The 14,447-nt window shown below is 65.2% G+C and carries 12 protein-coding genes; 11 read left to right on the top strand and 1 reads right to left on the bottom strand.

Translation table 11 applies throughout. The annotated features are described in order from the left end of the window. Window positions 1-93: 93 nt before the first annotated feature. From trxA to GJV37_RS18995, 4 genes are all read left to right on the top strand, one after another. Window positions 94-420 (top strand): thioredoxin TrxA, encoded by a 327-nt coding sequence (gene trxA / locus GJV37_RS19010; RefSeq protein WP_015475045.1) that lies wholly within the window; start codon window positions 94-96, stop codon window positions 418-420. A gap of 238 nt (window positions 421-658) precedes the next feature. After that, window positions 659-1,921, top strand: a complete 1,263-nt coding sequence (gene rho / locus GJV37_RS19005) for a transcription termination factor Rho (RefSeq protein ID WP_015475046.1) — start codon at window positions 659-661, stop codon at window positions 1,919-1,921. Window positions 1,922-2,026: 105 nt separating this feature from the next. Beyond that, entirely contained in the window at window positions 2,027-3,493 is a 1,467-nt protein-coding gene (gene ubiD / locus GJV37_RS19000; RefSeq protein WP_024765762.1) for a 4-hydroxy-3-polyprenylbenzoate decarboxylase, read from the top strand. Between the two features lie 67 nt (window positions 3,494-3,560). Beyond that, on the top strand, window positions 3,561-4,529 hold the full coding sequence (locus tag GJV37_RS18995; protein WP_170858044.1) for a CDP-6-deoxy-delta-3,4-glucoseen reductase: 969 nt from the start codon (window positions 3,561-3,563) through the stop codon (window positions 4,527-4,529). A gap of 141 nt (window positions 4,530-4,670) precedes the next feature. Here the strand turns inward: GJV37_RS18995 and GJV37_RS18990 are convergent, their stop codons facing one another. Beyond that, a complete protein-coding gene (locus tag GJV37_RS18990; RefSeq protein WP_084358386.1) occupies window positions 4,671-5,591 on the bottom strand; it encodes a LysR substrate-binding domain-containing protein in 921 nt (306 codons plus the stop codon). Between the two features lie 249 nt (window positions 5,592-5,840). On the opposite strand from GJV37_RS18990, the gene GJV37_RS18985 reads away from it, so the two are divergent. The 7 genes from GJV37_RS18985 to GJV37_RS18955 all read left to right on the top strand — a co-directional run bounded on the left by GJV37_RS18985 (window position 5,841) and on the right by GJV37_RS18955 (window position 14,408). Beyond that, window positions 5,841-6,959, top strand: a complete 1,119-nt coding sequence (locus GJV37_RS18985) for an ABC transporter ATP-binding protein (protein ID WP_065086208.1) — start codon at window positions 5,841-5,843, stop codon at window positions 6,957-6,959. Window positions 6,960-6,971: 12 nt separating this feature from the next. After that, entirely contained in the window at window positions 6,972-7,898 is a 927-nt protein-coding gene (locus GJV37_RS18980) for an ABC transporter permease (RefSeq protein ID WP_024765758.1), read from the top strand. Beyond that, window positions 7,898-8,704, top strand: coding sequence for an ABC transporter permease (locus GJV37_RS18975; RefSeq protein WP_024765757.1), 807 nt, complete (start codon window positions 7,898-7,900; stop codon window positions 8,702-8,704). Before GJV37_RS18980 ends, GJV37_RS18975 begins: the two co-directional genes overlap by 1 nt. A gap of 164 nt (window positions 8,705-8,868) precedes the next feature. Beyond that, on the top strand, window positions 8,869-9,903 hold the full coding sequence (locus tag GJV37_RS18970) for an ABC transporter substrate-binding protein (RefSeq protein WP_024765756.1): 1,035 nt from the start codon (window positions 8,869-8,871) through the stop codon (window positions 9,901-9,903). A 167-nt stretch (window positions 9,904-10,070) separates the two neighbouring features. Beyond that, window positions 10,071-11,531, top strand: coding sequence for an amidase (locus GJV37_RS18965; protein ID WP_024765755.1), 1,461 nt, complete (start codon window positions 10,071-10,073; stop codon window positions 11,529-11,531). 24 nt (window positions 11,532-11,555) lie between these two features. Continuing rightward, window positions 11,556-12,875 carry a malonyl-CoA decarboxylase gene (locus GJV37_RS18960; protein WP_037013436.1) on the top strand — a complete coding sequence of 440 codons (1,320 nt, stop codon included), beginning with the start codon at window positions 11,556-11,558 and terminating at the stop codon, window positions 12,873-12,875. 9 nt (window positions 12,876-12,884) lie between these two features. Then, window positions 12,885-14,408 (top strand): malonate--CoA ligase, encoded by a 1,524-nt coding sequence (locus GJV37_RS18955; RefSeq protein WP_170858043.1) that lies wholly within the window; start codon window positions 12,885-12,887, stop codon window positions 14,406-14,408. The last annotated feature ends 39 nt before the right edge of the window (window positions 14,409-14,447 follow it).

The raw sequence follows: 14,447 nt of genomic DNA, 5'->3' as shown, positions 1-14,447 counted from the left end.
ATAGATACACTCAATCGGCTGCGCCTTTCGGTGCGGGCCGAGGCGGGATATGATGGCGGACACTTTTTCGCATCCGATTGACGGAGAGAATACATGAGCGAACATATCGTCAATGTTACCGATGCCAGCTTCGAGCAGGACGTACTGAAGTCCGACGGTCCCGTGCTGGTCGACTACTGGGCCGAATGGTGCGGCCCGTGCAAGATGATTGCTCCGGTACTCGACGAGATCGCCAAGGACTATCAGGGCAAGCTGAAAGTCTGCAAGCTGAACATCGACGAGAACCAGGACACCCCGCCGAAGTATGGCGTGCGTGGCATCCCGACCCTGATGCTGTTCAAGGGTGGCAACGTTGAAGCCACCAAGGTCGGCGCGCTGTCCAAGTCGCAGCTGGCGGCCTTCCTCGACAGCAACATCTAAGGTCGAGAATGTGTGAAAAGCCCTGCCATCGAGCAGGGCTTTTTTCTTTTTGCCCCTAGACGCTCTGAAACTCGGGTGTTAAATTCGGGCCACAACGAGTTTTTCGTTGTCCCCTGCAAGCCGTCGCCGACGCACTTCCTATTCGAATTCCAAGCGATCCTGTCCGTCATCTACGGCGCGGCTCTTCAAGCATCACGCTTGTTCCCTTTTCCCCTTTCAGCGTATTTACGTCCCTTCTATGAATCTGACCGAACTCAAGCAAAAGCCGATTGCCGAATTGCTGGAAATGTCCGATGCCATGGGCCTGGAAAACATGGCTCGTTCGCGCAAGCAGGACATCATCTTCGCGCTGCTGAAGAAGCACGCGAAAAGCGGCGAGGAAATCTCCGGTGACGGCGTGCTGGAGATTCTCCAGGATGGCTTCGGCTTCCTGCGCTCCGCCGATTCCTCGTACCTGGCCGGCCCGGACGACATCTACGTCTCGCCCAGCCAGATCCGTCGCTTCAACCTGCGCACGGGCGACACCATCATCGGCAAGATTCGTCCGCCGAAGGAAGGCGAGCGTTACTTCGCCCTGCTGAAAGTCGACTCGATCAACTTCGATCGTCCGGAGAACGCGAAGAACAAGATTCTCTTCGAGAACCTGACGCCGCTGTTCCCGACCAAGCGCCTGACCATGGAAGCCGGCAACGGCTCCACCGAGGATCTCACCGGCCGTGTGATCGACCTCTGCTCGCCGATCGGCAAGGGCCAGCGCGGCCTGATCGTCGCCCCGCCGAAAGCGGGCAAGACCATCATGCTGCAGAACATCGCCTCGAACATCACCCGCAACAACCCCGAGTGCCACCTGATCGTCCTGCTGATCGACGAGCGCCCGGAAGAAGTGACCGAGATGCAGCGCACCGTGCGCGGCGAAGTGGTCGCCTCCACCTTCGACGAACCGCCGACCCGCCACGTTCAGGTCGCCGAGATGGTGATCGAGAAGGCCAAGCGCCTGGTCGAGCACAAGAAGGACGTGATCATCCTGCTAGACTCCATCACCCGTCTGGCCCGCGCCTACAACACCGTGATCCCCAGCTCCGGCAAGGTGCTCACCGGTGGTGTCGACGCCCACGCCCTGGAAAAGCCCAAGCGCTTCTTCGGCGCCGCGCGCAACATCGAGGAAGGCGGTTCGCTGACCATCCTCGCCACCGCGCTGATCGAAACCGGCTCGAAGATGGACGAAGTGATCTACGAGGAATTCAAGGGGACCGGTAACTCGGAACTCATCCTCGACCGTCGCATCTCGGAAAAGCGCGTGTTCCCGGCAATCAACATCAATCGCTCCGGCACCCGTCGCGAAGAGCTGCTCACCGGTGAGGAAGAGCTGCAGCGCATGTGGATCCTGCGCAAGATCCTCCACCCGATGGACGAGATCGCCGCCGTGGAATTCCTGCTGGACAAGCTGCGCCAGACGAAGACCAACGACGAGTTCTTCGATTCGATGAAGCGCAGCAAGTAAGCGCCTCTCGAACCACGCAAGGCCGGGGAAACCCGGCCTTCGTGTTTCTGCAAGGCGCTGATAGGCGGTAGACTGTCGCATCATCCTGCCGCCATCGAGACCCTCATGCAGTATCGCGACCTGCGCGAGTTCATCGCTGCCCTGGAGCAGCGCGGACAGCTCAAGCGCATCCAGGCGCCGGTATCCCCGGTGCTGGAAATGACCGAGGTGTGCGACCGCACCCTGCGCGCCAAGGGCCCGGCCCTGCTGTTCGAAAAGCCCACCGGCTATGACATCCCCGTACTCGGCAACCTGTTCGGCACGCCCGAGCGCGTCGCCTTAGGGATGGGCGCCGAGGACGTCTCCGAACTGCGCGAGATCGGCAAGCTGCTGGCCTTCCTCAAGGAGCCCGAGCCGCCCAAGGGGCTGAAGGACGCCTGGTCCAAGCTGCCGATCTTCAAGAAGGTCATCAACATGGCGCCCAAGGTCCTCAAGGACGCGCCGTGCCAGGAAGTGATCGAAGAGGGCGACGACGTCGACCTGTCGAAACTGCCGGTGCAAACGTGCTGGCCCGGCGACGTGGCGCCGCTGATCACCTGGGGCCTGACCGTCACCCGCGGGCCGAACAAGGAGCGGCAGAACCTGGGCATCTACCGCCAGCAGGTGATCGGCCGCAACAAGGTCATCATGCGCTGGCTCAGCCACCGTGGCGGCGCACTGGACTTCCGCGAGTGGTGCCAGAAGCATCCCGGCCAGCCCTATCCGGTGGCCGTGGCCCTGGGCGCGGACCCGGCGACCATCCTCGGCGCCGTGACGCCGGTGCCGGATAACCTCTCCGAATATGCTTTCGCCGGCCTGTTGCGCGGGCACAAGACCGAGCTGGTCAAGTGCATCGGCAACGACCTGCAGGTGCCGGCCAGCGCCGAGATCGTCCTCGAAGGGGTGATCCATCCCGGCGAGATGGCCGATGAAGGCCCCTACGGCGACCACACCGGCTACTACAACGAAGTGGACCGCTTCCCGGTGTTCACCGTCGAGCGCATCACCCGCCGGCAGAAACCGATCTACCACAGCACCTACACTGGCCGCCCGCCGGACGAGCCGGCGATCCTCGGTGTGGCGCTGAACGAAGTCTTCGTGCCGATCCTGCAGAAGCAGTTCCCCGAGATCACCGACTTCTACCTGCCGCCCGAAGGCTGCTCCTACCGCATGGCGGTGGTGACCATGAAGAAGCAATACCCCGGCCACGCCAAGCGCGTGATGCTGGGTGTCTGGTCGTTCCTGCGACAGTTCATGTACACCAAGTTCGTTATCGTCACCGACGACGACATCAACGCCCGCGACTGGAACGACGTGATCTGGGCCATCACCACGCGCATGGATCCCAAGCGCGACACGGTGATGATCGACAACACGCCGATCGACTACCTGGACTTCGCTTCGCCGATCTCGGGTCTCGGCTCGAAGATGGGCCTGGACGCCACCCACAAGTGGCCGGGCGAGACCAGTCGCGAGTGGGGTCGGGTGATCGAGAAGGACCCGGCGGTGACCCGCCGCGTCGACGAAATCTGGGCGAGCCTGGGCATCGACTGACGGGCCGTCGAACACCAAGGGCGGCCATGCGCCAGAGGCCGTCCGCCTAGAAGAACGAGAACAGCGCTTGAAAGTGACCTTGCAACCCTCCGGTGCTCAGCTCGAGCTGAAACCCGGGGAACGTATCCTCGACGGTGCGCGGCGCCAGGGCTACGACTGCCCGCAGAGCTGCCGCAACGGCAACTGCCATATCTGCGCGGCGCTGCTGGTGGAAGGCCGTGTATGCCAGGATGGCGAGGTGCGCGACCACGGCGAACTCTTCACCTGCCTGGCCGAACCGCTGGAAGATTGCGTGCTGCACTGGGATGGCGTGCTGGCGCCTGGCGAGCTGCCGGTGCGCAAACTCTCCTGCCAGGTGACGCTCTGCGAGCCAGTGGGCGGTGATGTTTGGCGTGTGCGCCTGCGCGCCCCGGCCGGCAAGCCGCCGCGCTACCACGCTGGGCAGTACCTGCTGATCGAGCGCGACGGCAGCGACCCGGCGGCTTTCTCGCTGGCCTCCGCGCCGCAGGAAGGGCGTGACCTGGAACTGCACATCCTGGCCCGCGAGAACAGCGCCATCGACCTGCTGACCCAGTTGCAGCGCGACCGCTTCGCCCGCGTGCAGATGCCCTTCGGCGACGCGCACCTCGCCGACCTGCCGGACGGCCCGCTGGTGCTGATCGCCGCCGGCACCGGCATGGCGCAGATGCACAGCCTGATCGAGTTCTGCCGCGCCGCCGGCTTTGCCCATCCGGTGCACCTGTACTGGGGCGTGCGCCGCCCGGAAGACTTCTACGAGCTGCCGCACTGGGAGCAGTGGAAAAGCGTGCCCAACCTGCACCTGCACAAGATCGTCAGCGACCTTTGTGGTTGGCAGGGGCGCTGCGGCCTGTTGCACGAAGCGGTGTGCGAGGACTTCGCCGAGCTGGCCGGCCTGCGCGTCTACGCCAGCGGCTCGCCGGCGATGGTCTATGGCACGTTGGATGCGCTGGTGGCGGCGGGCATGGACCCGCATCAAATGCGCGCCGACGTCTTCGCCTACGCCCCGCGGGGCTGATTCGACCGCCTGGCGCCGTTGGAGCGCCTCGCCGTACTAAGTCGCACTGTCTGCGGCGCTCCGCCTAGCCATGCAGCCGACTCAGCCCCGCGGCCCCGGTGGAATACTCCCCTGCAGTTTCGTGGCGAGTTGTGTGTCCGGCTATTCAGTCGAATCAGTCATGTGGGCCGCGGGTGGCGAGAACTCTTCTTGCAGCGCCGCACGAATCCAGTCCTCGAACCAGGCGACGTCGGCGCTTACCGCGCCGGTGGGCAGCAGCAACTGGTAGCTTTCCAGCGGCACTTCCTCGGGCAGCGGCCGCACCAGTGTGCCGGCGGCCAACTGGTGCTTTACCAGTACCAGGTTGGCCAGGGCGATACCGTGGCCGGCCTCGGCCATGGACAGCGCGTGGTCGTTGCTGACGTAAAGCACGTCGGAGTTCACCCGCAGGTCGAGGCCGATGGTGGACAACCAGAGGTTCCACCATTCGCCGTCGTCGACATGGATCAGCTTGTGCTGCGCCAGCTCGTGCACGCTGCTCAGCGGGCCGTGTTCCTCGAGATAGGCAGGCGAACACACCGGGAACACCGCCGGCCGCACCAGCGTGCTGTGGCACTGCGGATAGACGCCGGGAAGCCCGTAGACAATCCCCAGATCGGCGCTTTTACCGTCCACTTCGCTGAAAGTCGGGTTCGGCTCCACCGCCACCTTCAGACCGGGGCGCTGCTGCCGCAGGGTCTCCAGGCGAGGCATCAGCCAGCGCTTGGCGAAGGCCGGCACCACAAGGATCTTCAGCCAGCGCGCGGTGCCGCCGGGGGCCAGTTCATGGCCGGCATCGGCGATCTGCTGCAGGGCTGTGGATATCTTTGCGTAGTAGCGTTGCCCGGCGGACGTCAGGCTGACTCCGCGCGGGGTGCGCTCGAACAACTGCACGCCCAGCCAATCCTCCAGCAGCTTGACGTGTCGGCCGATGGCCGGCTGTGTCACATGCAGGTCTTTCGAGGCGGCGACGTAGCTGCCCAGGCGTGCGGCGGCCTCGAAGGCGCGGACGGCATTGAGCGGCGGAAGACGCTGGATGGACATGGCTGGACCTCGAAGGCGGGCTGAGCTGTTAAATTTCAGCTGTTAAATTATTTAATATCGAATGTAAGAAAATTGAGCTTTTCGCTCAACCACCTTTCTTCGAATATCCGCTCCAGCAGCATCACCACAATATCGAGCCGAACCCACGGCCAGCGCTGCATCCAGCGTTTACTCCAGCCCTGCCAGAACAACTACAAGATCCCCCGAACGCCAGCGTGCGGCGGACGGGAAGGATGCGGAGGTTTCACCATGAATGCCCTGCACAGCCTGCAGACGGCGGCGGTTTCGATCCGCTCCGTGCGCAAGGTCTACGGCGATCCGGCCAGCGGTCCCGTCGCGCTCAAATGCGTCGACCTGGACATCCGCGACAACGAATTCTTCACCCTGCTCGGCCCTTCGGGCTGCGGCAAGACCACCCTGCTGCGGATGATCGCCGGCTTCGAATTCCCCACCGCCGGGGAAATCCAGCTGTACGGCGAGAACATCGCCGACCGCCCGCCGTTCGAGCGCCCGGTCAACACCGTCTTCCAGCACTACGCACTGTTCCCGCACATGACCATCGCCGAGAACCTCGCCTTCGGCCTGGAATCCCACCCGATGGGCCAGCGCATGAGCAAGGTGCAGGTCGCCGAGCGTGTCCGCGAGATGCTCGCCCTGGTGCAGATGGAACGCTTCGCCCAGCGCAAGCCGACCCAGCTTTCCGGCGGCCAGCAGCAACGCGTCGCCCTGGCCCGCGCTTTGGCACCGCATCCCAAGGTGCTGCTGCTCGACGAGCCGCTTTCCGCCCTCGACCTCAAGCTGCGCCAGGCCATGCGTGAAGAGCTCAAGGCGATCCAGGCCAAGACTGGCATCACCTTCATCTTCGTCACCCACGACCAGGAAGAAGCGCTGACCATGTCCGACCGCATCGCCGTGCTCTCCGAGGGCGAAGTGCAGCAGGTCGGCCGCCCGGACGACATCTACGAGCATCCGCGCAACCGCTTCGTCGCCGATTTCATCGGCGAGACCAACTTCCTCCCGGCCCGCGTCGAGAACTTCGACGGCGACCGCGCTTACTACCGCATCGGCGGTGAGCAGTTGATCGAGGCCGGCTCCCGCGAGGGCCTGAAGGTCGGCGCCGAGGTCACCCTGTCGATCCGCCCCGAGCGCCTGCAACTGGTGGCCGAGGACACGTCGTCCGCCGCGCCCTGCACCGTCGTCCAGCAGATCTACCTGGGCACCGACCTGCAGTACCAGGTCGAGCTCAAGGACGGCAGCAAGCTGACCGTCCGTGCGCCCAACAGCGCCGGCCAGCGTCAGCGCCTGGTGGCTGGGCAGCGTGCCGGCCTGCTGTTCGAAAAAGGCAGTGCCAGCGTCCTGATGGACTGAGCGGAGGTGAGCATGAACCGGTTATCCGCAACCTGCGGCAATGCGCTGGAGCGGCGCCAGGCGCTGCGCAGCTTCCTTGGCGTGTCGCCCGCGCTGGTGTCCATCGGCCTGTTCCTGATCGTGCCGATCTTCATCGTCGTCGGTTACTCGCTGATGCAGGCCAACCCCTACGGTGGGGTGAACCCGCACTTCAGCGTCGACGCCTACGTCTCGCTGCTGTTCGAGCGCCAGCTCGACGACAGCCTGGCCTTCGCCGACTCGTACATGGTGATCGCCCTGCGTTCCATCGGTATCGCCGCGGCGACCACTGTCATCACCCTGCTGGTCGGCTTCCCGGTGGCGGTGTGGCTGGCCATGCAGCCGGCGCACCGTCGCGGCCTGCTGATCTTCCTGATCACTGTGCCGTTCTGGGCCAACCTGCTGATCCGCACCTACGCCTGGATCCTGCTGCTGCGCGGCACCGGCGTGGTCAACGGCACGCTGATGAGCCTGGGGGTGATCAACCAGCCGCTGAACCTGCTCTACACCGACGGCGCCGTGCTGCTGGGCCTGGTCTACACCTACGCGCCCTTCGTCGTGCTGCCGATCTACGCCACCCTCGAGAAGATGGACATGCGCCTGCTCGAAGCGGCCCAGGACCTTTACGCCGGGCGTATCCGCACCCTGCGCAAGGTGGTCCTGCCGATCGCTCGGCCGGGGATTCTCGCCGGCGCCATCCTCACCTTCGTGCCCTGCCTGGGCGCAATGATCGCCCCCGAGCTGCTCGGCGGCGGCACCAAGATGATGCTCGGCAACCTGATCTTCCGGCAGTTCAGCGACTCGCGGAACTGGCCCTTCGGCGCGGCGCTGTCGCTGGTGCTGATGGCCGCGGTGATGCTGGTGCTGATGTTCTACGCGATGCGCGCCGAGCGCCTGCGTATCGCTCGGGGAGGTGAATGATGCTCTCGCTGCTGACCAAGCGCCGTCTGGGCGTACAGGACTTCCGTGGCTTCGGCGTCCTGAGTTTCCTGTTCTATCTCTACCTCTACGCGCCCATCGTGGTGCTGGTGGTGCTGTCGTTCAACGCCAACCAGTCCGCCACCGTGTGGACCGGCTTCAGCCTCGACTGGTACCGCGCCGCGTTCGCCAACCAGGCGCTGCGCCAGGCCGCCGGCAACAGCCTGCTGATCGCCGTGTGCGCCAGCGTGATCGCCACGGCGATCGCCACGCTGGCTGCGCTGGGCACCTCGCGCGGGGCCAAGTTCAAGGGCCTGCGCCTGTCCATGGGAGCGATCATGCTGCCGCTGGTGCTGCCCGAGATCGTGGTCGGCGTCGCCACCCTGGCGCTGTTCTCCACCCTCGGCCTGTCGCTGGGCTACGGCAACCTGATCATCGCCCACACGGTGTTCTGCATCCCGTTCGCCTACTTGCCGATCCGTGCCCGCCTCAACGACATGGACCTGTCCCTGGAGCAGGCCGCCGCCGATCTCTACGCCGGGCCCTGGCGGACCTTCCGCAAGGTCACCTTGCCGCTGCTGATGCCGGGGATCTTCTCCGGGGTGATGCTGGCCTTCATCGTCTCGCTGGATAACTTCGTGATCTCGATGATGGTCTCCCAGGCCGGCACCACCACCTTGCCGATCTTCATCTTCGGCCTGCTGCGCATGGGCGTGACGCCCGATGTGAACGCGGTGTCGACCCTGATCCTCGGCGTTTCCGTGCTGTTCGTAACCCTGTCCTTCCTGCTTGGCAAGAAGAAAGCCTGAGAGCCCGCCCAATGCCTGTCCGAGCTTGCCCATGCGTCGTTGGAAACAGCCTCGAAATGCTCATTTACAGCCGTAAACTGCGCTTTCTCACCTGTTCCCGCCTCGTCTGGGCATCGCTCGACCAGCCCTTGAACGGACTCTCCGCCCACATACCGGAGTAGAAGATGAGCAAACTGATCGCTGCTGTAGGGGCCACGCTGACGCTGGCCATGGCCGTCCACGCACAAGCCGCCGAGCAACTGAACGTGGTGAGCTGGAGTGGCTATTTTACCCCGCAGATCCTGGAGAAGTTCGAGAAGGAAACCGGCATCAAGGTGACCGTGGATTCCTACGACTCCAACGAAACCCTGCTGGCCAAGCTCAAACAGGGCGGCGCCGGCTACGACGTGGCGATTCCCTCCCACGCCTTCGTACCGATCCTGATCCAGGAAAAACTGCTGGAGCGCTTCGACCCGGCCGGCCAGCCGTACTACGCCAACGTCGAGGACAACCTGAAGAAGCCCGCCTGGGACCCGGAAGGCGCCTACGCCGTGCCCTTCATCTGGGGCACCACCAGCGTGGTGCTGGACAGCGCGAAATACAGCGGCCCAGCCGACAGCTACTCGGTGCTGTTCACCCCGCCGAAGGAGCTGCAGGGCAAGATCAACATGTTCGACTCGGCCAGCGAAGTCATCGATACCGCCAGCCTCTACCTGGGCATCCCGCTGTGCAGCGAGGACCCCAAGCAGATGCAGCAGGTGCTGACCCTGCTGAAGACCCAGAAGCCCTTCGTGAAGACCTACAGCTCCAAGGCCGGCTCGATCCGCGAGAACCTGGCCTCGGGCGAAGTCGACATGTCGATGTTCTGGGGCGGCTCGTCGATGCGTGCGCGTGAGATGAAATCCAGCCTGAAGTACCTCTACCCGAAAGAGGGCGTGATGGCCTGGGTGGACAACCTGGTGATCCCGGCCGGCGCAAAGCACCCGGAGAACGCGAAGAAATTCATCGCTTTCCTCAGCCAGCCGGAAAACTCGGCGATGACCCAGAACTTCCTCAAGCACCAGAGCCCGATCAAGGGCGTGGAACCCTTCCTCGATGCCAGCCTCAAGGATGCGCCGGAACTGCACATCCCCGAGGGCACCAAGGTGGTGTTCAGCAAGACCTGCGGCGAAGGCGCGATCCGCCTGGCCGACCGCATCTGGACCAACCTGATGCGCTGATCCCGCCAGACGGGAATACGGCACAGCGATGCACGCGTGCGCCAGCTCGGCGCAGCGGCATCGCTCGGCCTGAAGAACGCAACAAGCCTCGCCTGCCGGCGGGGTTGCTGAACCCGACATAGGCTTCCCATCTACCGGAAGCTCCCGATGAAAGAAGGCCGCGCTCCATGAGCCAGTACAAGCACAACAACGAACTCGTCCAGCTCCAGGCCCATGAACTGGCCCAGCGCATCCGCCTGCGCCAGGTGTCCTGCCGCGAGGTCATGCAGGCGCACCTGGCGCAGATCGAGCGCTATAACCCGGCGGTCAACGCCATCGTCAGCCTGCAGCCCGAAGAGCAGCTGCTCGCCGAAGCCGACCAGCGCGACGCCGAGCTAGCCCGCGGCGAATACCGTGGCTGGATGCATGGCCTGCCCCATGCGGTGAAGGACCTCTCGCTGACCCAGGGCATCCGCACCACCCTCGGCTCGCCGCTGTTCCGCGACTACGTGCCCGAGCGCGACGGCATCATGGTCGAGCGCATCCGCGCGGCCGGCGCCGTGCTGATTGGCAAGACCAACACCCCGGAATTCGGCCTCGGCTCGCACAGCTACAACCCGATCTTCGGCGCGACCGGCTGCGCCTACGCGCCCGACCGCACCGCCGGCGGCAGCAGCGGTGGCGCGGCGGCCGCGCTGGCGCTACAGATGGTCCCGGTGGCCGATGGCAGCGACATGATGGGTTCGCTGCGCAACCCGGCGGCGTTCAACAACATCGTCGGCTTCCGTCCGTCCCAGGGCCGCGTGCCCTTCGACGACAGCGCCGACCTGTTCATCGACCAGCTCGGCTACGAAGGCCCGATGGGCCGCAGCGTGCGTGACGTGGCGCTGCTGCTGTCGGTGCAGGCCGGCGGCGATGCCCGTGCCCCGCTGTCCATTGCCGAGAGTGGCGAGCAGTTCGCCGGCAGGCTGGAGCGCGACTTCAAGGGTGCGCGCCTGGGCTGGCTGGGCGATCTGGGCGGCCACCTGCCGATGGAGCGGGGTGTGCTGGAGCTGTGTCGCAAATCCTTCGCCGACTTCGAAGCCATTGGCTGCCACATCGAAGACACTGCCATGGGCTTCTCCGCCGAGCGTCTTTGGGACACCTGGCGCACCCTGCGTCACTGGATGGTCGCCGGCTCCCTCGGTGCGGCCTATACCGATCCTGCCAAGCGCGAACTGCTCAAGCCCGAGGCCATCTGGGAAGTGGAGAACGGCCTGAAGCTGTCCGCCATGGACGTGTTCCGCGCCTCCGCCGCGCGCAGCGACTGGTACCGCGCCATCAGCCAGCTGTTCGAGCGCTACGACTACCTGCTGCTGCCCAGCGCGCAACTGTTCCCGTTCGACAAGAGCTGGGACTGGCCGAAGGAAGTCGCCGGCAAGGCCATGGACACCTACCACCGCTGGATGGAGGTGGTGATTCCGGCCACCCTGTCCGGATGCCCGGTGGCCAACGTGCCGGTAGGCTTCAATGAACTGGGCTTGCCCATGGGCATCCAGATCATCGGCAAGCACCAGGCCGATATGGCCGTGCTGCAACTGGCCCACGCCTACGAGCAGGCTTCGCGCTGGTACCAGCGCTGCCCGCCGCCGATGCTGAAAGGCGACTGATTTATCCACAAGCGAGGGGGACGCATGAACATCAGCTTCTTCCAGGAACTGCTGCAGAGCATCAGCGAGCGCGGCCGGCAATTGCTGGAGTCGCGCGAGCCGGCGCCGGGCAATGCCCAGGCGCTGGCGCAGGCCTGCCGCAAACTGATCTCCGGCCACGGCGAGGCTTCTGGCGTGGCGCTGGCGCGGCAGGTGCTGTGCGCCTACCGCGACTGTCCGGAGGAGCAGCAGAAGGCTTTCTTCGACACGCTGCTCATGGACTTCGCGCCGCCTCATGACACGCTGGCCGAAGCCTGCCAGCGCTATCTCGACGATCCTTCGTCGGCCAACACCACCCAGCTGTTCGAGGCCAGCGAACCACCGCGCCAGGAACTGTTCCGCCGCCTCAACCAGGCGCCGGGCGGCACCGCCGAGCTGATCGCCATGCGCCGCCGGTTGCTGGGGGAACTCAAGGGTAAACCCGAGTTGGCGGCCGTGGACCACGACCTGCAACACCTGCTGGCGTCCTGGTTCAACCGCGGCTTCCTGGTGCTGCGGCGCATCGACTGGTCGACCCCGGCGTCGATCCTGGAAAAGATCATCAAGTACGAGGCCGTCCACGCCATCAAGGACTGGGACGACCTGCGCAGCCGCCTGCAGCCGGCCGACCGCCGCTGCTTCGCCTTCTTCCACCCGGCGCTGGCGGAAGAACCGCTGATCTTCGTCGAGGTGGCGCTGACCCGCGCGATGCCGGGCGCGATTGCAGACATTCTCGAGCCGGCGACAGACGTTCAGCCGGCAGAGGAACCCGATACGGCGGTGTTCTATTCCATCAGCAACTGCCAGGACGGCCTGCGCGGCATTTCCTTCGGCAACTTCCTGATCAAACAGGTGGTGGAGGAGCTGGCGCGGGAGATTCCCGGCCTGCGCCAGTACGTCACCCTGTCGCCGGTACCCGGCTTCCGTCGCTGGCTCGACGGCCTGGGCGACGACCCGCAACTGGGCGCGGCCGCCGCCGACCTGCTCAAGGCGCTCAAGCCCGACGCGCCGCCACCGCCGCGCACCGAGCAGCCGCTGCTGGCGCTGGCCGCCGAATATTTCCTGCACGCCAAGAATGGCGCCGGGCTGCCGCTGGACCCGGTGGCGCGCTTCCACCTCGGCAACGGTGCCCGCCTGGAGCGTCTGAACTGGCGTGGCGACCTCTCCGCCAGCGGCCTGCGCCAGGCAGCCGGGCTGATGGTCAATTACCGCTACGAACTGCGCCAGATCGAAAAGAACCACGAAGCCTACGCCAACCAGGGCGCGGTCGCGGCCTCACCCGAGGTGCGCAAGCTCGCGACGCTGTCGGCGAAAACAAAACGCTAGGACCTCACCATGAACCAGAGTCTTTTCGCCGAAGTCGGCAAACACCTGCCCAGCGACCTGTCCAAGCCGTTCATCCGCACCCCATTGGGTGGCGGCTACAGCTATGCCGACATGCTGCGCAGCACTTCGCAGTTCGCCCATGCGCTGGTGGAACTCGGCGTTCAGCCGGGCGACCGCGTGGCCGTGCAGGTCGACAAGAGCCCCGAGACGGTGATGCTCTACCTCGCCGTACTGCGCGTCGGCGCGGTCTACCTGCCGCTCAACAGCGGCTACACCGGCGACGAGCTGCGCTACTTCCTCGACGACGCCGAGCCTTCGCTGTTCGTCTGCGCGCCGGCCTTTGAAGCCCAGGCCCGTGAACTGGCCGAAGCCAGCGGTGTGGCTCGTGTGGCGACCCTGGGCGACCAGGTCGACGGCTCGCTGATGGACGCCGTGCGTGGCAGGCCGGGGCGCTTCGTTGACGTGCCGCGCGCCTCCAGCGACCTCGCCGCGATCCTCTATACCTCCGGCACCACCGGGCGTTCCAAGGGGGCGATGATCAGCCACGGCAACCTCGTCTCCAACGCCCGCGCACTGGTGGATGCCTGGCAGATTACCGGCGAGGACTGGCTGCTCCATGCCCTGCCGATCTTCCATATCCACGGCCTCTTTGTGGCGTGCAACAGCCTGCTGATGGCGGGCGGTTCGATGCTCTTCCTCAGCAAGTTCGACGCCGCGCAGATGCTCCGCCTGCTGCCCCAGGTGAACCTGCTGATGGGGGTGCCGACTTTCTACACCCGCCTGCTCGACCAGCCCGGCCTGACCCGCGAGGCGGTGGCGCACATGCGCCTGTTCATTTCCGGCTCCGCGCCGCTCACCGCCGAGACCCACAAGGCGTTCTCCGAGCGCACCGGCATGGCGATCCTCGAGCGCTACGGCATGACCGAGACGGGCATGAACACCTCCAACCCGCTGGATGGCGAGCGCATCGCCGGCACCGTCGGCTTCCCGCTGCCGGGCGTCGAGCTGCGCATCACCGATCCTTCGCAGTCCGAGCCGACCCCGCTGCCCCAGGGTGAACCGGGGATGATCGAGGTGCGTGGGCCTAACGTGTTCCAGGGCTACTGGCGCATGCCGGCGAAGACCGCCGAGGAGCTGCGCGCAGACGGCTACTTCATGACCGGCGATATCGGTTTCATCGACGACAAGGGCTACGTGCAGATCGTCGGCCGCAACAAGGACATGATCATCAGCGGCGGCTTCAACGTTTATCCCAAGGAGCTGGAGGAAATCCTCGACACCCTGCCGGGCGTGGTCGAGTCGGCGGTGATCGGCGTGCCGCACCCGGACTTCGGCGAGGGCGTCACCGCCGTACTGGTGGCCACCCAGGGCCAGGCGCCGAGCGAGGCCCAGGTACTCGCCGCGCTGGATGGCAAGCTGGCGCGCTTCAAGCAGCCCAAGCGGGTGATGGTGGTCGATGCGCTGCCGCGCAATGTGATGGGCAAGGTGCAGAAGAACGTACTGCGCGAGCAGTTCAAGGCGCTGTATTCCTGAACCCGGAGTCTCCCTGTAGGAGCGTGCCATGCGCGCGAT

It is taken from the genome of Pseudomonas nitroreducens (assembly GCF_010994165.1).
Classification (GTDB): domain Bacteria; phylum Pseudomonadota; class Gammaproteobacteria; order Pseudomonadales; family Pseudomonadaceae; genus Pseudomonas; species Pseudomonas nitroreducens.
The sequence above is the reverse complement of the archived record's forward strand: the minus strand, read 5'-3'. Positions and strand labels throughout refer to the sequence as shown.

Coding starts and splice junctions, on each gene's coding strand:
- trxA (WP_015475045.1), top strand. CDS start 94: ATGAGCGAACATATCGTCAATGTTACCGATGCCAGCTTCGAGCAGGAC.
- rho (WP_015475046.1), top strand. CDS start 659: ATGAATCTGACCGAACTCAAGCAAAAGCCGATTGCCGAATTGCTGGAA.
- ubiD (WP_024765762.1), top strand. CDS start 2,027: ATGCAGTATCGCGACCTGCGCGAGTTCATCGCTGCCCTGGAGCAGCGC.
- GJV37_RS18990 (WP_084358386.1), bottom strand. CDS start 5,591: ATGTCCATCCAGCGTCTTCCGCCGCTCAATGCCGTCCGCGCCTTCGAG.
- GJV37_RS18985 (WP_065086208.1), top strand. CDS start 5,841: ATGAATGCCCTGCACAGCCTGCAGACGGCGGCGGTTTCGATCCGCTCC.
- GJV37_RS18980 (WP_024765758.1), top strand. CDS start 6,972: ATGAACCGGTTATCCGCAACCTGCGGCAATGCGCTGGAGCGGCGCCAG.
- GJV37_RS18975 (WP_024765757.1), top strand. CDS start 7,898: ATGCTCTCGCTGCTGACCAAGCGCCGTCTGGGCGTACAGGACTTCCGT.
- GJV37_RS18970 (WP_024765756.1), top strand. CDS start 8,869: ATGAGCAAACTGATCGCTGCTGTAGGGGCCACGCTGACGCTGGCCATG.
- GJV37_RS18965 (WP_024765755.1), top strand. CDS start 10,071: ATGAGCCAGTACAAGCACAACAACGAACTCGTCCAGCTCCAGGCCCAT.
- GJV37_RS18960 (WP_037013436.1), top strand. CDS start 11,556: ATGAACATCAGCTTCTTCCAGGAACTGCTGCAGAGCATCAGCGAGCGC.
- GJV37_RS18955 (WP_170858043.1), top strand. CDS start 12,885: ATGAACCAGAGTCTTTTCGCCGAAGTCGGCAAACACCTGCCCAGCGAC.